The following is a 22,495-nucleotide window of genomic DNA, read 5'->3' as shown; positions in this document are numbered from 1 at the left end:
ACTGGATCGCGAGCCGATTAAAAACGGCATCGCCGGGGTATGGAATACCGGCGAAAGCCCTTTATCGGATAGCTTCCGCCTTATTACTCAGCTGCTTCCTGTACTGCATCGACGCGCACAATGGAGCGACCGAAACGATTCAGGAAGTGAACGCGTCCCTCAGCGAGGGCAAAAAGGGTGTGATCCTTACCGATACCAACGTTGTCGCCAGGATGCACCTTCGTGCCACGTTGACGAACAATGATGTTGCCAGGAATGACCTTCTCGCCACCGAACTTCTTAACGCCGAGGCGACGACCGTCTGAGTCGCGCCCGTTACGGGATGAACCGCCAGCTTTTTTATGGGCCATGATAGAACTCCAAAAACTTTGATCTTGATACGAAACACCTGAAGGATCGCGACAAGCGCTTCACCTTCAAGCATCCGAAAAACTTAATCTGCTGATTACTCAGCAGCCGCAGGGGCAGCGGCCTTAGGGGCCTTCTCAGCCTTTACAGGACGCGGAAGCGCCTTACCGCCGACGAGAATGTCGGTGATGCGCACCACGGTGAGCTCTTGGCGATGGCCGCGCTTACGCTTGGAGTTCTGCCGACGGCGCTTCTTGAAAGCGATAACCTTCTTGCCGCGTGTTTGCTCAACTACTTCACCGGCAACTGTAGCGCCAGCAACGACTGGTGCGCCAACTTCAACGCCAGCAGCGCCCTTGGAAAGTAGGAGCACATTATCGAACGACACGGTCGCGCCTGCCTCAAGAGCAAGCTTTTCGATGGTAACGACATCACCTGCAGCAACGGTATACTGCTTGCCACCAGTCTGAATGACTGCGAACATCTTTATAATCCTGTATTCATAACCTCTCTTGCCATCTTAAAGGCTTGCGCCTGATTAACGACAGAGTGGCTTTTTTTCATTTTTTCAGAACCACCAAGGCGAACGACCAAAGCCATCAACGCCCATGATTCCAACGGATGCAGCCTAGACTGCACTGATGCGCCTCGAATAATGCTTTGCGCGCAAATTGTCAATGAATAATCCCCAGGCCTCCTATTTTCTGCATGATAATTGCTTGCATGCCTCTTGATCTTCGTCGCGACTCGGCTATTAAGAGCAAATCGCAAGCGGAGAGGTGGCAGAGTGGTTGAATGCACCGCACTCGAAATGCGGCATGGGGGCAACTCCATCGGGGGTTCAAATCCCTCCCTCTCCGCCAGCGATAGTGTGTTTACGCATATTATTGATCTTTGCTGACCATCAAACGGGCAAAGAATAGCATACCACCGCACCTCCCTAGCGCCCCTTATCTCTTCTTGTGGCACTCCAAGCTGCCTATAAATTTACTATATCTTTCCTGGCGTTTGGGGCTCGGCAAATGATATTCCTATTGGCAGACACTCAATAAATATAAGATTAATGGCATAGTCGCCCATGCGAAGATGCAATATCGCCGGCTGCACTCAAAGGCGGAACGTCCGACCGCTAAATTTATGTTCATGAGCACGAAAATCACGGCAAGTTGCGATTTAGCTTCTCGAACAGAGGAGTTTACATTAGCCCTTCGTCGATCATTGCGATTCCGCTAGTGAAAAATAAACTGGAAGGCATGAGCTTGATCACGCGAAACATGAAGGTGGTTGCGTGTCTTGCCCTTCCATCAGAATCCCATGCGAAATCAGGGATGATTCCCGCAATCCGGAAAACTAGGGAAGTAAAGTGGTTCGGCAATATCGTCAGTTCGCGTGTCCAGAGTGACAAGCATCTTTCCAAGTTCCCGGGCACGATCAAGAGCACAACTCATGAGGGCGCAACCGAGGTCAAGCCTTTGGGCTTGCAGATGAACCATCATCTTCACAACCTCACAACGATGCGGTTGATTGGGTGACATGGCTGTCAGCAGTTGCGCCGTGCCAAGTAAATCATCATCTCGTTCCGCACTGAAAAAAATCCTTCATCCCGCAACGACTTCGGGCTGAACGTCGCATGACCAGAAACGAGCCGCTTCCTCATTAGATAGCGGCGCCATGAAGCTGATTGCCGCCGCTACTGACAAGGATTTGGGTAGTCCCCAGCCTTCGCCCGATTGCTGCACTGTCGAGCTCAATGACTTGCGCTTGCATGGCTGACATCTTCAAGCCGAAGATGATGTTGATTCAATTTTCAGGGAATGAAAATCATATTTGAGAGCGTAAAGCTAAATAGAAATTATTTTTAACTTTGAGAAAATCTTGGCGGAGACGGAGGGATTCGAACCCTCGATAGGACGTTAAATCCTATAACGGTTTAGCAAACCGCCGCCTTCAGCCACTCGGCCACGTCTCCACGCGCAATCTTCTTTGCAGATTGGGGAATAAACGTCAACGCAGATAACGAAATAAAAGTGGATAATTGCCCTCCATCCACACACACAACATACCCATGCCGACAACAACCTGGAATGCACTTTATTACTATCAGCATTAAATTGGGAACATCGCTCGCACCAACGCGTTTAGCTAATGCTAGACAATGATGCCAGTAGCTTAGAAGGAGGATACGACAATGCTGAGAGGAGGATTGCTTTGGTTGATCGGCATACCAATCCCCATTATTCTGCTGTTACTTATTTTTGGGTATCTATAGTAGCAGCGAATGCATACCGCTCCATACCCTTGCCTTAGGTAGACCTGGAACGATCCGGCAGCACATCTACCAGTTTCGTTTGTGCTGAGCCTGGGCGCATGGGTTTTTGCTGGCTTTCATGTGGCACCCATCCCGAGAGCCATAAAATATCGAAAGTAGCTGGTACGCGGCCATCATCTGCCGCGAATCGCTCAATATAAGTTTCGCATGCACCTATAAGCGTTGGGCGCCGTAAAGGGAGGCGACTGCGTTGCTGTAGAGAGTTCGTTAATCCCATCCCCCGTAAATCACGCATCAAGGCAAGAGGATCGCCGTAACGTACTGTTACACGATCAACGTCCGCTACCGTCAAGGCAAAGCCAGCCCTTTGGAGCAAACCGCCGATCTCACGTAAATCAGCGAAAGGGGCTACACGGGGACTTATGCCTCCCTCCAACTGTGCCTGCGCTTGGGTGAACGCTTGACGTAGCTCCGTCAACGTCTCCCCGCCCAAAAAGGCTGCCAGGAACAACCCATCTGGCTTCAGAGCCCGGCGTATCTGGACCAAAGTCCCCGGCAAATCATTAACATGATGCAGCGCCATCACCGACACGGCCAGATCAAACTGCGCTGACGATAAGGGCAAAGCCTCTTCATCCGCCACCACATCGACCATCGCTGATGCGATACTCACATTCGCCACACGCACGATGCTATCGACCATGCCCGAGTTTGCGAGCGCCAGCGCGGCTGCAGGGGTTGGCGTAGCGATATCAACTGCTTGCGGGAAACGCCGCTTTACGGCTGCAAGCCTGTCGGCTAAATCTTCGACGATGCGATCAAGCAGGAAATCCGTGTAGCCGCCCTTTAACGCCCGCTCCATGCGGCGACGTTGAAGCGTGCGATCAAAAATGAGTGGCGCTGATGTCATGGCGTTTTTTACTTCATCAATCAGAAAAGGAAAATGCGCTTTCTTTAAAGTATTGCATTTCCCTCAATTATTGGTGTGAGCGAAGCGTAAGCCTGGCACAAGCGGCAATTGTCATCCTGAAAAAGAAATGACAAAGCCCCCTAAGCTCAAGAAATCCCATAGCACCGATGACGCATCATCATCCGACGTCATTTTGCCAGAAAATACTGAGCTAACCACGCCGCTTTTGTCAGCACCTCCAAGCTGCGGCCCGGTTCCATTGCCACCCCCCTCCTTCGCGTACCGAATCATGCACTGTGCTGCAACGAGCTGGCAATACGTGCTCAATTTTCTGTATCCTCCCTCCTGCCCATTGTGCATGCGCGCAACTGCTCAGCATGATGCCTTGTGTGGCCAATGTTGGAGCGGATTAAACCTGCTTGAACGGCCATACTGCGAACAATTGGGGCTTCCATTTAATGTTGATTTTGGGGGACCGTTACTGTCGCCCGAAGCAATCGCACACCCACCTATCTTTCAGCGAGCCCGCGCGGCAGTCCGTTATGACGATGGAGCCCGCACCCTCACCCATCGGCTTAAATATAGCGACCGCGTGGAACTATCCCGCCTCATAGCGCATATGATGTTTCGCGCCGGGCGCGAAGTATTGCCTGACGCCAATCTGATCGTGCCAGTGCCGCTGCATTATGGCCGTCTATGGTATCGTCGTTTCAATCAAGCTGCTGCGTTGAGTGCGCATATTTCACGTCTATCAGATATTGAATGGCATCCATCCGCGCTGGAAAGACGTAAACGCACACGCCCACAGGTGGGCTTATCTCGCGCTGAACGCGCTAATAATCTGCAGGGCGCGTTTCATGTGCCCAGGAATCGGCGCCAATTGATAGAGGGAAAGCGCATATTGCTGATTGATGATGTGCTCACCACGGGGGCAACTGCTAACGCTTGCGCAAAGGCGCTGCTACGTGCAGGTGCAACCGATGTCGACGTTCTTGTGTTTGCAAGGGTTGTAGTAGGCGCCTGATCATTACCATATGATGATCAACAAGGCGTTTGCAGTAGGCGCTGGTATGAATGCGCTCTGGTATGCATCATGGGCCAAATAGACACTGGTGATATTCTTAAGCTATCCATTGGCAGGAACTGCTTTCACTTCACTGCGTATCTATATCAACATCACCGCATACCGGAGAGAGAAATGCCTAACATTACGATTTATACGAAATCCTATTGTCCCTATTGCAAAAAAGCCAAAGCACTGTTGTCATCAAAGGGAGCTGTTTTTGTCGAGATCGATATTACCGATGATCCGGCTCAGCGTGCCGCAATGATCGAACGCGCCAATGGGCGCACCACCGTGCCACAAATCTTTTTCGGCGACCGACATATTGGTGGGTTCGACGACATGAATGCACTCGATATGCGTGGCGAGCTGGATGATCTGCTCCGCACAGCAACCTGAGGCGCTGGCAGAGATTTATTTCCAGCGTGTCAAACGGGGAGATTTCCGATGCCTGCTTCTTCAGCGTCCTTCACCGTTGCTTGCCTTCAGATGCGGTCAACGCGGGATCCGGCTATTAACCGCGAGACCGTTCTAAGCGGGATTCGTCAGGCAGCGATGGCAGGTGCAGTCTATGTGCAGACACCGGAAATGACCTCCCTGATCGTGCGAGATCGCAAGGAGCTGTTCGCAAAAGTATCTGATCAAGTGCACGATCCACTCATTGCAGCTGCAAGGGAGATTGCCCGGGAAAAGCGCATCACCGTACATCTGGGATCGCTACCATTGCGCGAGAATGACCGCATCGCCAACCGCGCAATCATTATTGATGCAGATGGCGAGATTGCAGCCACTTATGACAAGATCCATCTTTTTGATGTGGACCTTCCTCATGGCGAAAGCTGGCGCGAATCGGCAACATATACAGGCGGCCATCAAGCTGTATTAGCCCCTCTGCATACCCACAGCGGGACGCATATGCTGGGCCTGACAATCTGTTATGACCTGCGCTTTCCGCATCTTTATCGCGCATTAGCTGAAATCGGCGCTGATATCCTGACTGCTCCAGCATGCTTCACCCGGCAAACGGGCGAAGCGCATTGGCAGGTTTTGCAGCGCGCCCGTGCGATTGAAAATGGTGCATTCGTCATCTCAGCTGCACAAGGAGGACTGCATGAAGACGGCCGCCAGACTTATGGCCACTCAATTATCGTGGACCCATGGGGACGTGTACTTGCCGAGGCAGATGCAGAGCCAGGTCTTGTGCTTGCCTCAATAGACCCGGCATTGGTGGCGCAAGCGCGTGGGCAGATCCCGTCTTTGCGCCATACGAGGTTATTCTCTCTTCCCTCTGAAGAAGCCGATGATACCGTGGTGCCCATAAGGGGTGGCGATGCCTGAGGCACCTGACAATAATTAATTAACCACCCTGACAGAAGGCCCTAAAGCTGCCCTGTTTTGACGCGGATTTTTGCCATGATCGCAGGCAGAATGTTTTGATGTGCTCGCACATGCCTACATCGAAACGTCACATCAAGATGGGTAATTGTCATGCAGACTGTCGTTACCGTTATCGCTATTGTTGCCGTTCTGAGTATTTTTCTAATGCTTCATCAGGTGCGGCCACGATAAACACCGTGACATAATTTGATGATGCGCAATCAATTGCGGCGATCCATAGAAAGCATAAGCGGCACCTGGATTGCCTTCGCTTCGCTTTTTATAATGACACTGAACGCAAGTGGCGCGAAATCCGGTTTACTATCTTCAACAGGAATGCTGAATAATACAGCATCGGCCTGCGTTGTTTTCTTTGGTTGACCAAACTGCCATCCTGCAGGCGCCTCTACAAAAATCTCCCCTTTATCGCTGTTCAACCCGGCTACCAATACTTCAAGCTGTGATGGACTTAAATGCGCATGCTTCACAGCCAGCCCTTCTACACTCTCTTCCAGTTTTGCAGTGATGGGTAGTTGCGCAATGGCTTCATCCCAGAGCCCTGCTATATCCTCGATATCAGAAAGTATTGCCTCAGCATCAGCCTGTTCGGGAATGCAAAGCTCCCGGCAAACACCAAATGATACAGAAAGACGCAATACCACGCGTTGCCCCTCCTTTTGAGGCACAACCTCTATGGGAAAACGCACAGTTTGCAGATAACCAATGGCATGGCCAGTGCCATCAAAAAATCGAGTGGGAACAGGAAACCGCGCATGTGCGGACTTCACGTTGTCTGAACGCCCCCACTCAAATTCTGTCGGCACACCAGAGTCGCCAGGATCACGCCAGTAAGTTTTGTAACCTGGTGGCAGAATGATTTCTACAACCGCTCGATAGTGCCCTGTGGCGTCGTCCCGACCAGCGCCAAGCAAACGCACCTGCGCGGGCTTTACTTTTCCCGGCATTGTCGGTGCTGCTCCAACACCACCCGTTGTTGCAGCGAACATAGTCATCGATAAAATGAATAGGCTAGCCACCCCTCTCAATGAGGATAAAGCGGCCAGGAGCAAGATCGTCAATCTGGTGGATATCCGCAAAACAGGCCCTTTCGTAAAATTAAGCATGCATCAACATCCAATATGAACAGCGCATCTTCATTGTTTCTGAATAAGTTTGTGTGAAAGCTACTGAAAGAGGTGGTTCGCATACAAATGGAAGCAAAAATCGCATTCCCTAAAACCCGTTTCTCGCATAGCATATAACTTGTTAGGAGAATGCCATGCGTATAGATCACGCCCGTACTGAAACCGATCAATATCTCGACGGGCAGTTGCTCGTTGCCATGCCTGGCATGGTAGACGAGAATTTCGCACGTACCGTCGTCTATCTATGCGCGCATTCCGAAGAAGGTGCCATGGGTATCGTGATCAATAAACCGGCACTGGATTTGCACTTCACGGATCTGCTGGTGCAACTTGATATAATCGGCGACGATGAAGCAATTCAACTACCGTCTAGCGCCGAAAATATCGAGGTCCTCCGCGGTGGCCCGGTTGAGATGGGACGCGGCTTTGTCCTTCACACGCCTGATTTTTCAATCGACAATTCAACACTAGCCATGAACAATGGCATCTGCCTCACTGCTACAATTGATATACTGCGCGCTATTGCAGCAGGAGATGGGCCTCAAAGAGCCCTGCTTGCCTTGGGTTATGCAGGATGGTCGCCTGGCCAGTTAGAGGGCGAGATTCAAGCGAATGGCTGGCTGCATTGCCCCGTCAATAAAACGCTGCTTTTCGATACTGCCATCGAGCACAAATACGATATGGCCCTGCGCAGTCTGGGAGCTGATATCGCTACCTTATCAGGCCAGGCCGGACACGCTTAAGGCTGAAGAATAATCCATTTATACAAACATGGCTCTGAAAGGTGGGATCACTTTTCAGAGCATTTTTATATCGAGCCGCCCTGAGGCCGCCTTAACTTGGAGAGACAGCCCCCATTCTCTATTTTGGTGATATCATTCCTCGCTCAACGTTCACCGACACAAGTTAAGGAGCATATGTCATGAGCAAGAGCCTAAGCGCAAAAAATGTGAAGATAAAACGCGCATACGAGCCAGCCGATCCTGATGATGGCATACGGATTCTGGTCGATAGGCTATGGCCGCGCGGGGTAAAAAAGGAGATTGCGGCTATTGATCAATGGGCCAAGGAACTCGCACCCAGCACCGAATTACGAAAATGGTTTGGCCATGAGCCTGCACGGTGGCCTGAGTTCAAACACCGCTATATGATCGAGCTTCAGCAGCACGCAGGCCTGGTTGATGAAGTGCGTGACCTTGCCAGAAATGGCCCAATCACGCTGGTATATGCAGCCCACGATGAACTGCACAATGACGCTATCGTGCTTCGTGATCTGCTTCTGAACCAACAAACATGAAGGCACGCGCTCAAGCATGCATTGAGCTTCAGACATTAGCACTCGATAATCAGCGACCTCAAGCTGCAACCGATGTCGCGCCTATGAAGCGACGCGCATCATAGGGTGTCATGGCTTCACCAAATGCAAAGCCTTGCGCATAGCGGCAGCCCATTTCAGTAAGCAGCGTGGCATTCGTTTCGCTCTCAACACCATCAGCGATGATGTCCATCTCCAGATCCTGCGCCAGCGTCACAATCGAACGCAGCATACCAGGCGAGCCTTCGGCGAGATCACGCACAAAACCGCGGTCAACCCGTATCGCATCAAATGGCAAATTCCGCATTTGCGACAATGCAAAATAACCAGTTCCAAACCCATCCAGCACCAGCCCTGCCCCAAGTTGGCGCAAGCGGATCAGCATCTGCGTAGCAAACTCAGGATTATCCGTGAGCATGCTTTCACGGAAGCCAATCATCAATGATTGCGGCCGCACAGAAGTTGTCGACAACACACGCTTCACATCAGCAATTAATTCGTGACGCAGCAAGCGTGGGCTGAACAGCGTTAATGTTGCAAATATCGGCGGCTCAACCTCAAGCGCTGACTGCCAGATAGCAAGCTCCCGCGCTGTGCGATCCAGCGCATACTGCCCAAGCTCGGTGATGATACCAATTTCCTCGGCAATCGGCGCAAATTCATCAGGTTCCAACCGTCCAAGGCGGGGATGATCCCAGAAAAGCCGCGCATCAAATCCAGCGATTGTTCGATCATCCAGCGTGACGACAGGCTGGAAGATCACGCGGATTTCGCCTCGCTCCAGCGCCAGACGCAGATCTCCCTCAAGCGCAAGGCGCGCAAGACGTTGGGCACTCATACCCGGGCGGAACACCTCAATCCGATCACCCCCCTGCTGCTTGGCATGCAGCATGGCGATCTCGGCGTTCTTGGCCATGTTCCCCTGCCCCGATGATGTTTGCCGATCGTATAAGGCAATCCCGATAGAGGCCTTAAGGAAAATCTCACGATCCGCAAAACTTACCGGCGTCGAAATAGCACGACGGATCATATCTGCAAACGCGATAATGCGTTCTGGCTCATGCTCGGAAAGCAGGATCAGGCCCCACTCATCGCCACCAAAGCGCGCAATAGTGTCTTGCGGTCGCAACAAGCGCCCGAGCCGGCGCGAGAGGGTGAGCATGATAGAGTCGCCAACTGTCGGGCCGACAGATTCATTGATCTCTTTGAAGCCATCGATATCAACCAGCACAATGGTTGGACGCATCATCGGATTTTGTGCGGCAAACACCAGCGACATGTCCAGTCGATCATGAAACAATTGCCGGTTTGGCAGCCCCGTCAGTGTGTCATGCACTGAATCATACAGCAACCGTTCTTCCATATTACGCGCGTCGGTAACATCGCCCAGAATACCGACAATGCGAATAACCTCGCTATTCGTCCCCACAACAGGACGTGCGCGCAGGTTAAACCAAAAATACTGACCATCAGCCGCCCGCAGCCGAAAATCGATGGCAACACGGCCCCTACGCTGCTCCAACACAGTATCAAGTACGGCCTGGAAGCGATCGCGGTCAAACGGATGAATGACATCCAGCAATGCTGCAATGGATCCCTCAAGCGCACCGCGCTTAAGCAACAGCTGGCTTTCAACCTCTTCGCTGACATAGATGCGGTCTGCCCCGACATCCCAATCGAATACCACATCTCCAGAGCCCGCAATTGCGAGTGCCTTGCGTTCGGTGTCAGAGACAAGCCCTTGCGCAAGCGCGCCGCCAGCAAAGGCATGCTGCACAACCGTAAAGCCGATCAACAGCACGATCAGTACAAGACCACCCATCAGCGCTGAAGGCACGAGATCGCGCGTCAGCTCACCATTGACCGTAAAGCCCGCTGCAGTCACCCAAAGCAATAGCAAGAACCATGTCGGGGTCAGCATCACCGCCCGGTCATAGCCATGGCTTGCAAGATGCACCACCAGGATGAAGCCAATACCTGCGACAACAGCAATGGAAATGCGTGCAACGCCCGCCGCGATAGGCGCATCGAAAGCAGCCAGCCCCACCAGCGCGCCAAGGAACAAAAGCCACGCTATCGTGAAATGGCTATAACGCACATGCCAACGGCTAAGGTTGAGATAAGCGAATAGGAACACCAGCAATGTCGCAGCAAGCACCGCCTCCGCCGCCGCTCGGTAGATGCGGTTAGTGGATGGCGCAATCGGAAACAACTGCTGGAAAAAGCCGAAATCAATACAGGCATAAGCCAGAACCGCCCACGCCAATGCCGCTGCTGCAGGAAAAATCACAGCACCGCGCACCACAAAAACCACGGTAAGAAACAGTGCAAGCAAACCCGCAATGCCGATGATGATACCCTTATAGAGCGTCAGCCCGTTCATTTTGGCCTTATATGCATCAGGCTCCCAAAGGTAGAGCTGCGGCAGGCCGGGCGTGCGCAACTCCGCGATGAACGTCACGGTAGAGCCTGGATCAAGCGTAATATTAAAAATATCCGCATCCGCAGCATCCTCACGTTCAGGCCGAATGCCCTGGCTTGCAGTAATAGCCGCTATCCGCGAAGAGCCCAGATCAGGCCAGATCACGCCTGAGCCAACCAACCGATAATGAGGCGCAACCAGCAATCGTTCCAGCTGTTCATCTGTATCGTTGGAAAGAGCAAATACGATCCAGTCTGGCCTGGTGCCGCCTTCGCGTGCCTTCACGGCAATGCGGCGCACGATACCATCCGCACCGGGAGCGGTTGAAATCTGGATGAGGTCGCTTTCCGCCCGGTAATGCTCAACAACCGACGTCAGATCGATGGCAAGCGCATCCGGCGCCACCCGCACAGCCTCAACGGCTGATGCCCGGTACGCTAGGCCGGCTGCAAAAAAAGCCACCATTGCCAGGAGAAGAACGCGGATCACTCGCAACGCAAAGGTCTCATTCTGGATGACACACAACCCACGAAAGCAGGTCGGCGGCGCACAATGCGCCAAATTCAACACTCAAACCAAAAGGCTGAACCCTTCAGTTACATAAAAACGCTACAGCATCAAATCACCGCCCAAATGGCATCCGCCTTTGGTTTTGATGCAGCGACATATCGCTTAAAGCATGTTTGATCAAAGCATTAGAGCTAAACTCTCAAGCGATTGATCATTACCATGCGCATCAGAATTATGCTTTGAAACGGTTGTTAAAATCGTCCTTCAGCAGCGCATAGAGGAAGTGGTCCTCCCACACACCTGCGATGCAGAGATACTGTCTAGCATATCCTTCACGCATGAATCCGACTTTTTCGAGAAGCCCGATTGATGGATCGTTGATAGGTAGACAAGATGCCTCAATCCGACGCAAGCCCAGGGTGTGGAAGGCAAAGTATGATGCCGCAATCACCGCCTTGCTCATATAACCTTTGCGGGCATGTTTTTCTGCCATCCAGTAACCTAGCGTGCAAGTCTGTACGACGCCACGACGCACGGGGCCCAAGGTGAGACCGCCTAAAAGGGCATCATCGTCTTCGCGAAACAGAAAAAACGGATAAGAGGCATCCCGCGCCACATCTTCCTCGTACCACGCTATGCGGCGACGAAAGGCGGGTCTTGTAAGATCATCAGCGGGCCAGATCGGCTCCCACTTTTCAAGAAAATCACGGCTTTCCGAACGCACTTCCGCCCATGCCTCAAAATCCCGCATCTGAGGGATACGCAGATGCAATCCGCCCCCACGAATATAGGGCACTGAGCTACCTGGAGGCGAAAACCGGAACTGTGTCATAAACTTATTACCCTTGGTTCACGCGAGCAAGAACATCAGGCTGCTTAAGCAGTCCAGAGGCTGGACCAATCGCTACGAATGTTGGTTCCGTTTTCATTAATGTCGACCCCACGAATCGAACATCTTTAAGCGTGATTGCGTCAAGTTTGGCAATAACCTCTTCAAGCGGCAAGACCCGGTCCAGCGAAAGCAGTTGCCTTGCAAGCTGATCAGCGCGGGCCATCGGTGCCTCAAGCGCTGATACATGTGACACTTTCAGCTGTGCACGTGCGCGGTTCACTTCAGCTTCGGTGACGTTGAGTGCCGCCTCCTGCAAGCAATTCAGCAATACAGGTACGAGCTCATCCACGTCTTCCGGAGCCGTGCCCGCCGCCATGCCAAACAGACCCGTATCAGCAAATCCCCAATGGAAAGCATCCACAGAATACGCCAAGCCACGCTTTTCGCGCACTTCCTGAAATAACCGCGATGACATGCCGCCGCCAAGCAGATTGGCAAAAACCTGCATGGCATAAACAGCATCATCCAGAAATGGCAAGCCACGGTAACCGAGCAACAGATGTGTTTGCTCAAGGTCGCGCTTCAGCAGCGTCTCGCCACCACTATAGACCGCAGATGCAGGCGCGGGTGGAGGCTCTGCAGAAAAGCCGGAAAGCAAACGTTTTGCGTGGGCAACAACGTCATCATGATCAACGGCACCAACGGCAGACAAAACCATATGCGGTGCACGATAATTACGCGCCAGATAATCTACAATCGCCTGTCGGCTAAAGCCTGTGACAGATTCCGGCGTACCCAGAATGCTGCGCCCCAACGCGTGCCCCTTGAAAGCGGCCTCAAGAAACAGATCGGTTGCAAGATCATCCGGCGTATCTTCAACAGCGCCTATCTCTTGCAGAATAACATTCTTCTCACGCTCAAGCTCGACCTCATCAAACCGTGAATTGATGAGAATATCGGCAAGGATTTCAATACCCAACGGCACATCAGCGCCCATCAGCCGCACGGTGTAGGAAGTATGCTCCACACCCGTTTCAGCATTGAGATCACCGCCTACAGCCTCGATAACCTCGGCAATCGTGCGAGCATCGCGTGTATGGGTGCCTTTGAACGCCATATGCTCAAGCAAGTGCGATAGCCCATGCTCCTGCGCATTTTCATGCCGCGCGCCAGCCCCTACCCATATGCCGATTGCTGCCGTCGCAACATGCGGCATGAACTCGGTAACGACCCGCAAGCCATTATCCAATATCGAAACCTTAACCCTACCGTCTATCGTGTGCATGCTCTGCTTACTGGCCCGCACGCGCGTGCTGGCGGATATAGGCTTCTATTGTCGCCTGATTGTTGGGAAGCACGACTGTACGCTCTGACCGCTCAAACAAATCAGCCAGATGCGCCGGCAGCGCCGGATGGATGCCGGTTGCATTTTCAACAACCGCAGGGAATTTGGCAGGATGCGCTGTCGCTAGCGCGACAACTGGCGTTGCCGGATCACGCGACAATGCACCACGCGCTGCATGGACAGCAATCGCACTGTGTGGATCAAGCACATAGCCTGCATTGCTCCACGTTGAGGTAATTTCTGCTTCGGTCTCGGCCTGCGAAACGGCAGAGGCATCGAATTCCGCCCGAATGCGGGAAAGCGCTCCCTGCTCAATAGTGAAGGCCTGCGATTGCCGCAGTTGATCCATCAATCCACGTACAGAATCTGAATCACGCCCATAGGCATCGAATAACAAGCGCTCAAAATTTGATGAAATCTGCACGTCCATAGACGGCGCCGAGGTGGGCGTGACCTCCCGCAAGTCATAACGCCCCGTTTCCAGCGCACGCACCAGAATGTCATTCACGTTGGTTGCAACATGTAACCGCTCAATCGGCAGCCCCATCTGCTTGGCGACATAACCCGCCAGCACATCGCCAAAGTTACCCGTCGGCACAACGAACGACACAGAACGGTGCGGACTGCCCAGTGAAAGGCCCGCCGTAAAGTAATAAACCGTCTGCGCAATAATGCGCGCCCAGTTGATGGAGTTCACACCGGATAGCGAAAGCCCATCCCGCAACGCATGATCATTGAACAATGCTTTGAGCATGTTCTGGCAATCGTCAAACGTGCCTTCCAGCGCAATCGTGTGGACGTTAGGCGCATCGACTGTTGTCATCTGCCGCCGTTGCACATCCGATACACGATTGTGTGGGTAGAGAATGAAGATATCGACCTGCTCCAGGCCACGAAACGCCTCAATGGCAGCACTGCCCGTATCGCCAGACGTCGCACCAACGATAGTCGCACGTGCTCCGCGCTGCTTCAGTGCATAATCCATCAGCCGCCCAAGCAGCTGCATGGCAACGTCCTTGAACGCAAGCGTCGGACCATGGAAAAGCTCCAAGAGGAAGAGATTGTCATCAAGCTGCACAAGCGGACATACAGCGTCATGCCGGAAGGTGGCGTAGGCATCGTGAATCATTGATGCAAGCACATCACGCGGAATTTCTCCCCCTGTGAGCGCCCCCAGAACATGGCCCGCGATCTCTTCATACGACTGCCCGGCCCATCCCGCGATGGTTGCAGCATCGAATGTAGGCAGGTCGCGCGGAACATAAAGGCCGCCATCGCGCGCCAAACCGGTAAGCATGGCATCGATGAAGCTGACTTCCGGCGCTTCTCCGCGTGTGGATATATGCAGCAAGAAACCCTCCATCATCCGTCCAGGCTAGCAATGTTGAGATTCACGTCAGCGCTCATGCAGCCGCAAAAACTTTCGGCCATCATCTACGCCGGAGTGCCGATCATGACAAGAACCATATCAGCATCAAGATGCCCTGACATTCGAATAGCGAATGCCAGCGCCTCTATATCAGGGTGTACGTCCGGCTAGTTGCACATGAACAGGGCGGTGCCCGAATTCATCGGACCCGTCAAGGCCGGGATCATCAGGTGCATGATCGAGCGGAAACACCACGCTTTGCACACCACCGGCTGCTGCGCTCTCTGCCTTTTCTTCAACAGCTGGAGAAGATGGAGACGCAGCAGGCTCTATTGTTGCCGGCTTTAAGGAAACAGGCGTTGGCTCAACATCAATCACAGATGTTGATGGCGGCGAAGATGCTGGCGCTGCCTCAGAATTAATGACAAACGTTGCAGGCGCAGAAACTGCTAATGGCGCTTCACCACGTGCTGAATGCCCCTCTCCCGCATCATCATATTCCGTATTATCGATAGCACCTGCATCAGCGATTTGCTCCAGAGGTGCACTCCATTCAAAGGCATCGAGACGGCCCGTAACTGGAGAAACGGGTGCCCAAGTATCCGAAATAACACCATCCGCAATCCAGGCCTGATCGCGTGGTGCGCGCGATGCACGACCGATCCATTCGCGCCACTCGCCTGTTGTGCCATGCTCCGCCTCGGCAATATCTGCCATTAGCAGACAGGTGCGCACAGTCGGATATTCGATCAATAGTGGTGCAATGGCTGCGCGCGCTTTGGCGATATCCTGCGCTTCCAATGCCGCAGCTGCCTTCATCAGACGGGCCTCGGGATGATGCGGCAGAAGTCGCGCCAAACTCTCCGCACGCTCCAGCCGATCACGCGCGGAATCGCCAGGGCGCAGATCCACGAATGCCGCTGCGATATCAGGGTGCGGATTGCGTTTCCAGGCGCTTTCCAGAATCTTCGCGGCCTTGCGCATGCTGCCCTCGCGCGACAGCAAACGACCAGCAAGAACAGCCGCTGGCACAAGATCGGGAGCAAGCTTTACCGCTTCTCTCGCCTCTTTCAGCGCCTCTTCAGGCTCGCTATCCTGACGAGATAACGCATCAGCCGTCAGCAATACAGCGCGCAGGCGCTTGGCCGTATCACGCCCGATAGCCTTTTGGCGTGTTTGACGTTCCAATGTCGCCAGAGCGCCGCGCCAATCTTCATCGGCCGATTGATATTCGAGCACAGCCTCGCTTGCCCAGCTAACCTTGGGGGCTAGCTCACATGCCTTCTGTGCGTAAGAACGCGCTGCCGTCATATCGCCCTTGCGCCGCGCTTCCACAAACAAGCCGCGCAAACCCAGAACGCGTGTATCAGGCGTATCCAGCATCAGATTAAACGCGGTTTCAGCCTCGGCCCTATCGCCCGCCATCTGGGCGGCCTGCGCACGTAATAACAGGCTGAGCGGCTCACGCCCCAAAAGACGATCGGCTTCTGAAGCGTGACGGCGTGCCGACACGGAATCCCCAGTGCCCACCGCAATCAATCCTCTCGAAACCGAAGCAAAGCCCTTGGCGCGCTTGCGCGCATGGGAGGAAAACGAGATCGCACCGGGCAAACCGAAGATAAAGCGGATCAGCGCCCAAGCAAGCGCCAGCACCAACGCAGCAGCAACCACTGCCGCCAACGCCACGACAACTGATGTTTCAATGCGATATCCCTGCCAGACCACAGAAACATCACCCGGGCGATCAGCAAGCCAACTCAGCCCCAAAGCAATCAATCCAATCGTGAGAATGAAGCCGATAATACGGACCATGCCTCATTCTCCCCTTGCTGAAGCAGCAGATGCTGACGCGTCCAAAGCCTGCACCTGACTCTGAGAAAGCGAAGCCAGTGCGTTCTGGGCATTAATACGCGCCTGCAATGTATCAGCGAATGCTTTGGTGGCATCCCTCGCTGATTGTGGCAGATGCTGCCAGGTGGCCAATGCTGCCGCTGCATCGTTACGCATCAACAAATTCTCAACCTGCCCTGCAATATCCGTAGCATCAGCCTCGCCATCAATGGCTCTGATACGCACAATCCTCGAAGCGCTTGCAGCAAGTTTATCCACAAAGCTGGCATCAGGCGAGACTGGTTCAACCTCGAAAGAAGCAGCCGCCTGCGCAAAGCCCTTGGCGAGCGATTGAGGCGTCGCAATGCCATTCGCAGCCACCTGAAGCGCAGCAATCTGAGCGCCAGATACACCAAGCTTCGTCAACGCATCCAGCTCATTGACGTAGGCCTGTCCATGCTCCAGCGCATTGCGAAGCCGATCGATGATGGCAAGCCGCGCCACAACAGCGATACGCTCACGGTTTGATGCCCCAGCAGCCAGCGCCTTGCGCTCGGTCTCTGTCACAGCGCCTTCGGTTGCAGTCACGCGCGTTGCCAGCCGTGCGATCTCACCAGCCTGGGTATCCGCAAGCGCCGCGATACGAGCGGGGTCAAACTGGCCAAGCTTATCCTGAACAGTTGTTTCCAAACTTGACAAGCGCTGCGCTATTACTGCTTGCTCAGACTGCAGGCGAGCAGGATCAAGTGTGTTTATCGATTGCTCCAGCTCGCGCATTTTATCGATGGTGGTTGATAGTTCTTCACCAGCGCCAACCAGCGTTTCATCCATACGCCCGACCTGCTCACGCAAGGCAGCGAGCTCCGCAGCAGATGTTCCCAGCGCTGCTTCCGAACTTGCAAGCTGCTCTGATCCTGTCCCGGAATTAGCTGCCGCAATGCGTTCTTCAAGTGCGGTCAGACGCAAGCCAAGAGCCACACTCTGCCCACGCGCTTCCTCAATAGATTTAACTGCAGAATCAAGGTCCGATCCCCGTGGCGCGCTTGCAATAGACTGCTCCACTGCTATCAGACGTGTTTCCAGATCATTTGCTGATTTAAGATACGGCGGCAGCAGCATGCTCGCAGCAACACCCGCTACGCCACCGGCAAGCACAGCAAGCAGCAATGTTACCACACCGCCTGATTTTGTCTGAGGGGCAGATGGGACCTGCTGCACAGATGTTTCGTCTACAGAAGTGTCGTTCGTTTGTGTATCAACCACGGGCTGCTCATCAGGATGAAGGGGGGTATCGACTGGAATATCAGGTGTGTTGGCGCTTTCAGGCACCACAAAGGGTTCTGCACTTTCAGCAGCAGAGGATATTTCGTCCGTAGGGGTAATCGCGCCCGCGCTTTGCTCAACACTTGCTTCCAAGCTTGGCTCAGCATTTGGTTCAACGCTTGTCGCCAGCGGCTTCTGATCCAGCATTACGCGTTCACGGCGCGAGCGGGAGCGGTTAGAGGGAGGACCGCTGGGCGTGTCGTCAGTCATGCCGTTTCTCCTGCATTCAGTCGCTTCTGCGCAACCATTTGAACAAATGATTTGGAACCTGATGGCTTTAGACTCAACCCCTCAGGCAGCGCTTGGTTGCCTTGTTCTTAGCATTGCAGCACCATTCATGGCGAGCCTTGCGAGCGTCCAATTGTGGTGAAAAGCGTAAGCATTGCATCTTCATGCGGTCGATCTGCTGTTAAAATGCTCTTTACACCACGCTCTATCAAAGGTGCAGCAACGTCTTTAGAGAGCACACAATGCGTCAAACGTGCGAATGCGGGCCATAGTCCCGCTTGCTCAACAAGCGCGCATGCAATGGTGGCGCTACGACGCGAATAGTGCAAGACCACATCGATCTGTCCTGCTTCAATGGCCATATGCGCATTTTCAGGCAGTGTCTCAAATGCCTGTGCCGCATAAACGATCCATGTAACCGGTTCAATACCGGCGTCTTCCAACAACGCGACCGTATCAGCCTTATGATCTCGCCCAAGCGCTAAAAGAAGACGTGCGCGCGCCCGCCCTGCAAATAGTTGTCGTGCCAAGGCTGCAAGGGAATGTCGCTCGCCTTCCGCAGCATGAACATCGGTAAAACCGGCCTCTTGCGCCAGCAGCGCCGTGCGCTCTCCTACGGCCAGCAATGGCAAGGCTTTCATGGCATTCGGCAGTTGCGCAACACGATAAAGCGCTGCAGCGCTTGTCACAGAAACCGCATCGAAAGGACCAGCAGGAACCGACATCTCAGTTGGCTCTATATGCAGGATCGGCGCCGTCACCGCCTCACATCCAATAGCGGCGAGCCGCGCAGCGGTGCGCAGACCGGCAGACTTTGGGCGCATTACCAATACGCGCGGTCCCGTCGTCAACATGGCCTTATACCTTGTCACCACGCAGCTGCGGTAACAATGCAGGGCTAGCGCGCGATATCACCTCACGCCCAGCATCCTCACCGATTGCTCGCGCGTCAGAAACATCCCCCCTCCGCTCCACAGCTACAACCTCGCGACCATCTTCGGACAGCAGCAAGCCGCGGAAATGGATGCTTTCACCCTCAACAATTGCAAGCCCTGCAATCGGTGTACGGCATGAGCCATCGAGCACCCGGAGGAAGGCCCGTTCTGTCTCCAGCGCGATACCGGTCGGTGCATGGGCAAAAGCGTTAATCGCCTCGCGGATCGCCATATCCTGCTCACGCGCGACGATTGCGATGGCACCCTGCCCGATTGCTGGCAGCATTGTTTCAATAGCAATGGGCGCCGTTGCTTTATCTGAAAGACCCAGCCGATTCAGGCCCGCCATCGCGAGAAGCGTTGCATCAATCTCGCCGTCCTGAATACGCTGCAAACGTGTGCCGACATTGCCGCGCAATAAGGTGATGCGCACATCCGGCCGCAACCGCAACACCTGCGCCTGCCGCCGTAATGAGGCCGTGCCAACAACAGCACCTGCTGGCAAATCTGCTAACGAAGCAGCTTTGGCACTGATGAAAGCATCGCGTACATCTTCACGCGGCAGACACCCAGCTATCATCAGGCCAGGCGGCAATTCAGTCGGCAGATCCTTGGCAGAATGAACCGCCAGATGCGCCCGCTCGTCAAACAGTGCGGCGTCCAGTTCCTTGGTGAAAAGCCCCTTCCCGCCCGCTTCCGACAAGGCACGATCCTGAATGGTATCGCCCGTTGTTTTAATAGCGTTGATGACAATGCCTGCAGGCACTTTCATATCGCTGGCGCTATCAGCAAACGAGCTGCCCCCCAGAAGACGCGCCACCTGATGCGCCTGCGCCAATGCCAGCGGACTTCCACGCGTGCCGATCACGATTGGGGAAGGTAAAACCAGCGATGACATATGCGGTGACACGGCGAATCGTTTCCTTATAAATGAACTGATGCAAGCATCGGTTTACGCTCCCGCTGCCCATAATGCCAGTCGCAGTGCCATTTCGGCCGTTGAAGACAGCATCCCTATAGCGGAAGTCGGTGCAGATCGTCTCTATAACTGGTTTGTGCATTTGCCGACGTTTACTCGCGACTATAGGTTAGGATAAACCAAAAGCGAAATGCACGCTGATGGTTTATCGTGCTGTGCGACAACTTGTGGTGAAATGGGCTCATGCGTGTTCTTGGTATCGAATCCACCTGTGACGAAACCGCCGCTGCGGTCGTTGAGGTGGATGGCAACGGTCATTCCAGCATTCTCTCCAACGCTATCCTCAGCCAGATTGCACAGCATGCGGCTTATGGCGGCGTGGTGCCGGAAATCGCTGCTCGCGCCCATGTTGAGGTTATCGATCATCTTGTCGCCCGCGCCTTGAATGAAGCAGGCATCACTTTAGATAATATCGATGCCATCGCCGCAGCAGCTGGCCCTGGCCTAATCGGCGGGGTGATTGTTGGCCTCACCACGGCAAAAGCGCTGGCGCTTGTCACTGGCAAACCCTTCATTGCCATCAATCATCTTGAAGCCCATGCCTTGACGCCGCGCCTTACGGATAATGTCAACTTCCCGTATCTGCTACTGCTGGTATCAGGCGGGCATACGCAACTCGTGGCCGTGCGCGGGGTTGGCGATTATGTGCGGCTTGGCACCACGATTGATGACGCGATCGGCGAGGCCTTCGACAAAACGGCAAAGATGCTAGGGCTACCCTACCCCGGCGGCCCTGAAGTGGAGAAGCTTGCCCTGCGTGGCGATCCGGAACGCTTTGCCCTGCCCCGTCCATTGAAAGGCCGCGCCGTGCCAGACTTTTCACTGTCTGGCCTCAAGACGGCTGTGCGGATTGAGGGGGAACGCGTCTCGCCATTAAGCGGCACCGACATTGCTGATCTTTGCGCTTCCTTCCAGGCTGCGATTGTCGATGTCATCATTGACCGCACACGCGCAGGTCTTCGCGCTTTCGAGGCTGTGGCCGGTCGTCCCAATGCGCTTGTCGTGGCTGGGGGCGTGGCGGCTAACGGCGCCATTCGTGCGGCACTGCATCAGCTTGCAACAAAAACGGGGCTGAAGCTCGTCACACCACCGCCAGCCCTGTGCACGGACAATGGCGCGATGATTGCCTGGGCAGGGCTTGAACGCTTGCGGCTTGGCATTACCGATGATCTCACAGCGCCTGCCCGTGCCCGATGGCCGCTTGATAGCGTCAAGGGACAGATTATGGCAGAGACAGCAGACGAGCAGGCTCTCTCTGTCCCGGCTGATCTTATTGAACCAATTGCGGAACAAAGCGTATGAATATTCTCGAACGTCCAATTGCAATTCTGGGAGCAGGCTCCTGGGGTACCGCGCTGGCTAATGCCATTGCCCATAAAGGGCATGTGACTGTCCTCATTGATCGTGATCATGATCGTGCCCACGCTATGTCGGTTTCGCGAGAGAATGCCCGTTTTCTCCCCGGTATCATGCTTTCACCCAATGTAGACGTCACCACTGAAACGGCTGCACTCTCGATTGCTGCCGCAGTTCTTGTTGCGGTGCCAGCTCAGCAATTACGCGCTACATTGCAGCAGGTCGCCAAACAGATCCCATTTGGTACGCCTGTTATTGTCTGCGCAAAGGGCATTGAGCGGGGCACCGGCCAATTTATGTGTGATATTGTGGCACAGGAAGTGCCTGGAGCTATTCCCTGCATACTTTCCGGCCCAAGCTTTGCCGTTGATGTAGCACGCGGATTGCCGACAGCCGTCATCCTTGCAAGCAAAGACCAGCCGCTGGCAGCCTCGCTTGCACACGATCTGTCGAGCAGCACCTTGCGAATTTACCACGGCTCGGACGTTCGTGGTGTTGAGATCGGTGGCGCGGCGAAAAACGTGCTGGCTATCGCCTGTGGCATTGTCCAAGGGCGACGCTTGGGAGAAAGCGCACGCGCAGCATTGATTGCGCGCGGTTTTGCAGAAATCAGCCGTTTTGCCCGCGTATTAGGCGCACGCGCAGAAACCTTGATGGGCCTCTCAGGCCTTGGCGACACGGTGTTGACATGCACCTCCACGCAATCCCGCAACTATTCCTTTGGTGAAGCCTTGGGACGCGGCGTCTCGCCTATGCTGGCTGCAGGCGGAAAGCTGGCTGAAGGCGCATTCACCGCTTCCGCACTGATTGCTCAAGCGCACTCTGTGGGCGTCGAGATGCCCGTGTGCGAGGCTGTGGATGCGGTTGTGGCTGATAAAATGTCAGTCGATCAGGTGATTGAGGCGCTCATGAACCGCCCTATCAAACCGGAGGCTTAAT

At 54.1% G+C, this 22,495-nt stretch carries 21 protein-coding genes, 2 tRNA genes and 1 pseudogene; 9 read left to right on the top strand and 15 right to left on the bottom strand.

Translation table 11 applies throughout. From position 1 onward, the window contains the following. Positions 1-83 precede the first annotated feature (83 nt). Positions 84-350, bottom strand: coding sequence for a 50S ribosomal protein L27 (gene rpmA / locus VRZ32_RS01730; protein WP_414523713.1), 267 nt, complete (start codon positions 348-350; stop codon positions 84-86). Between the two features lie 95 nt (positions 351-445). After that, entirely contained in the window at positions 446-832 is a 387-nt protein-coding gene (rplU, locus tag VRZ32_RS01725) for a 50S ribosomal protein L21 (RefSeq protein ID WP_414523712.1), read from the bottom strand. Between the two features lie 289 nt (positions 833-1,121). On the opposite strand from rplU, the gene VRZ32_RS01720 reads away from it, so the two are divergent. Beyond that, positions 1,122-1,211: transfer RNA gene (locus VRZ32_RS01720), tRNA-Ser, on the top strand. A gap of 459 nt (positions 1,212-1,670) precedes the next feature. On the opposite strand, the gene VRZ32_RS01715 is transcribed toward VRZ32_RS01720, so the two are convergent. The 4 genes from VRZ32_RS01715 to VRZ32_RS01700 all read right to left on the bottom strand — a co-directional run bounded on the left by VRZ32_RS01715 (position 1,671) and on the right by VRZ32_RS01700 (position 3,527). Continuing rightward, positions 1,671-1,883 (bottom strand): GNAT family N-acetyltransferase, encoded by a 213-nt coding sequence (locus tag VRZ32_RS01715; protein ID WP_414523711.1) that lies wholly within the window; start codon positions 1,881-1,883, stop codon positions 1,671-1,673. Positions 1,884-1,946: 63 nt separating this feature from the next. Next, positions 1,947-2,099 (bottom strand): hypothetical protein, encoded by a 153-nt coding sequence (locus VRZ32_RS01710; RefSeq protein ID WP_414523710.1) that lies wholly within the window; start codon positions 2,097-2,099, stop codon positions 1,947-1,949. A gap of 125 nt (positions 2,100-2,224) precedes the next feature. Next, positions 2,225-2,317, bottom strand: a tRNA-Ser gene (locus VRZ32_RS01705). Positions 2,318-2,651: 334 nt separating this feature from the next. Next, a complete protein-coding gene (locus VRZ32_RS01700) occupies positions 2,652-3,527 on the bottom strand; it encodes a methyltransferase domain-containing protein (RefSeq protein WP_414523709.1) in 876 nt (291 codons plus the stop codon). 127 nt (positions 3,528-3,654) lie between these two features. On the opposite strand from VRZ32_RS01700, the pseudogene VRZ32_RS01695 reads away from it, so the two are divergent. The 4 genes and pseudogenes from VRZ32_RS01695 to VRZ32_RS01680 all read left to right on the top strand — a co-directional run. Continuing rightward, positions 3,655-3,975, top strand: a pseudogene (locus VRZ32_RS01695) (double zinc ribbon domain-containing protein); the annotation flags it as partial. 144 nt (positions 3,976-4,119) lie between these two features. Further along, positions 4,120-4,551 (top strand): ComF family protein, encoded by a 432-nt coding sequence (locus VRZ32_RS01690; RefSeq protein ID WP_414525004.1) that lies wholly within the window; start codon positions 4,120-4,122, stop codon positions 4,549-4,551. A 174-nt stretch (positions 4,552-4,725) separates the two neighbouring features. Next, positions 4,726-4,989, top strand: a complete 264-nt coding sequence (gene grxC / locus VRZ32_RS01685) for a glutaredoxin 3 (RefSeq protein WP_414523708.1) — start codon at positions 4,726-4,728, stop codon at positions 4,987-4,989. Between the two features lie 48 nt (positions 4,990-5,037). Continuing rightward, entirely contained in the window at positions 5,038-5,928 is an 891-nt protein-coding gene (locus VRZ32_RS01680) for a carbon-nitrogen hydrolase family protein (RefSeq protein WP_414523707.1), read from the top strand. 260 nt (positions 5,929-6,188) lie between these two features. Here the strand turns inward: VRZ32_RS01680 and VRZ32_RS01675 are convergent, their stop codons facing one another. Continuing rightward, positions 6,189-6,980: a protein-disulfide reductase DsbD domain-containing protein gene (locus VRZ32_RS01675; RefSeq protein WP_414523706.1), complete on the bottom strand. Its 792-nt coding sequence runs from the start codon at positions 6,978-6,980 to the stop codon at positions 6,189-6,191. A gap of 266 nt (positions 6,981-7,246) precedes the next feature. Here VRZ32_RS01675 and VRZ32_RS01670 point away from each other — a divergent pair, with 266 nt between their 5' ends. Beyond that, entirely contained in the window at positions 7,247-7,855 is a 609-nt protein-coding gene (locus VRZ32_RS01670) for a YqgE/AlgH family protein (RefSeq protein WP_414523705.1), read from the top strand. Between the two features lie 179 nt (positions 7,856-8,034). Then, positions 8,035-8,409 carry a DUF488 domain-containing protein gene (locus VRZ32_RS01665; protein ID WP_414523704.1) on the top strand — a complete coding sequence of 125 codons (375 nt, stop codon included), beginning with the start codon at positions 8,035-8,037 and terminating at the stop codon, positions 8,407-8,409. 58 nt (positions 8,410-8,467) lie between these two features. On the opposite strand, the gene VRZ32_RS01660 is transcribed toward VRZ32_RS01665, so the two are convergent. From VRZ32_RS01660 to hemC, 8 genes are all read right to left on the bottom strand, one after another. Next, entirely contained in the window at positions 8,468-11,314 is a 2,847-nt protein-coding gene (locus VRZ32_RS01660; protein WP_414525003.1) for an EAL domain-containing protein, read from the bottom strand. Between the two features lie 277 nt (positions 11,315-11,591). Beyond that, a complete protein-coding gene (locus VRZ32_RS01655) occupies positions 11,592-12,191 on the bottom strand; it encodes a GNAT family N-acetyltransferase (protein ID WP_414523703.1) in 600 nt (199 codons plus the stop codon). 7 nt (positions 12,192-12,198) lie between these two features. Further along, positions 12,199-13,428 carry a M16 family metallopeptidase gene (locus tag VRZ32_RS01650; protein ID WP_414523702.1) on the bottom strand — a complete coding sequence of 410 codons (1,230 nt, stop codon included), beginning with the start codon at positions 13,426-13,428 and terminating at the stop codon, positions 12,199-12,201. A gap of 55 nt (positions 13,429-13,483) precedes the next feature. Beyond that, positions 13,484-14,887 carry a threonine synthase gene (thrC, locus tag VRZ32_RS01645; protein WP_414523701.1) on the bottom strand — a complete coding sequence of 468 codons (1,404 nt, stop codon included), beginning with the start codon at positions 14,885-14,887 and terminating at the stop codon, positions 13,484-13,486. Between the two features lie 168 nt (positions 14,888-15,055). Further along, the gene (locus VRZ32_RS01640; RefSeq protein ID WP_414523700.1) at positions 15,056-16,717 is read right to left on the bottom strand and encodes a heme biosynthesis protein HemY; all 1,662 of its coding nucleotides are present in this window, start codon (positions 16,715-16,717) and stop codon (positions 15,056-15,058) included. A gap of 3 nt (positions 16,718-16,720) precedes the next feature. Then, positions 16,721-18,268 carry a hypothetical protein gene (locus VRZ32_RS01635; protein ID WP_414523699.1) on the bottom strand — a complete coding sequence of 516 codons (1,548 nt, stop codon included), beginning with the start codon at positions 18,266-18,268 and terminating at the stop codon, positions 16,721-16,723. A 125-nt stretch (positions 18,269-18,393) separates the two neighbouring features. Beyond that, positions 18,394-19,140, bottom strand: coding sequence for a uroporphyrinogen-III synthase (locus VRZ32_RS01630; protein ID WP_414523698.1), 747 nt, complete (start codon positions 19,138-19,140; stop codon positions 18,394-18,396). A gap of 4 nt (positions 19,141-19,144) precedes the next feature. Next, complete coding sequence (gene hemC / locus VRZ32_RS01625) at positions 19,145-20,119, bottom strand: hydroxymethylbilane synthase (protein ID WP_414525002.1); 975 nt, start codon at positions 20,117-20,119, stop codon at positions 19,145-19,147. Positions 20,120-20,383: 264 nt separating this feature from the next. On the opposite strand from hemC, the gene tsaD reads away from it, so the two are divergent. Next, positions 20,384-21,502 (top strand): tRNA (adenosine(37)-N6)-threonylcarbamoyltransferase complex transferase subunit TsaD, encoded by a 1,119-nt coding sequence (gene tsaD, locus VRZ32_RS01620; protein WP_414523697.1) that lies wholly within the window; start codon positions 20,384-20,386, stop codon positions 21,500-21,502. Beyond that, the gene (locus VRZ32_RS01615) at positions 21,499-22,494 is read left to right on the top strand and encodes an NAD(P)H-dependent glycerol-3-phosphate dehydrogenase (protein ID WP_414523696.1); all 996 of its coding nucleotides are present in this window, start codon (positions 21,499-21,501) and stop codon (positions 22,492-22,494) included. The genes tsaD and VRZ32_RS01615 overlap by 4 nt, the downstream gene beginning before the upstream one ends. The last annotated feature ends 1 nt before the right edge of the window (position 22,495 follow it).

This window comes from Pseudochelatococcus sp. G4_1912 (genome assembly GCF_047501465.1).
In the GTDB taxonomy this organism is placed as follows: domain Bacteria; phylum Pseudomonadota; class Alphaproteobacteria; order Rhizobiales; family Beijerinckiaceae; genus Pseudochelatococcus.
This window is presented reverse-complemented; position numbering and strand designations above follow the sequence as displayed.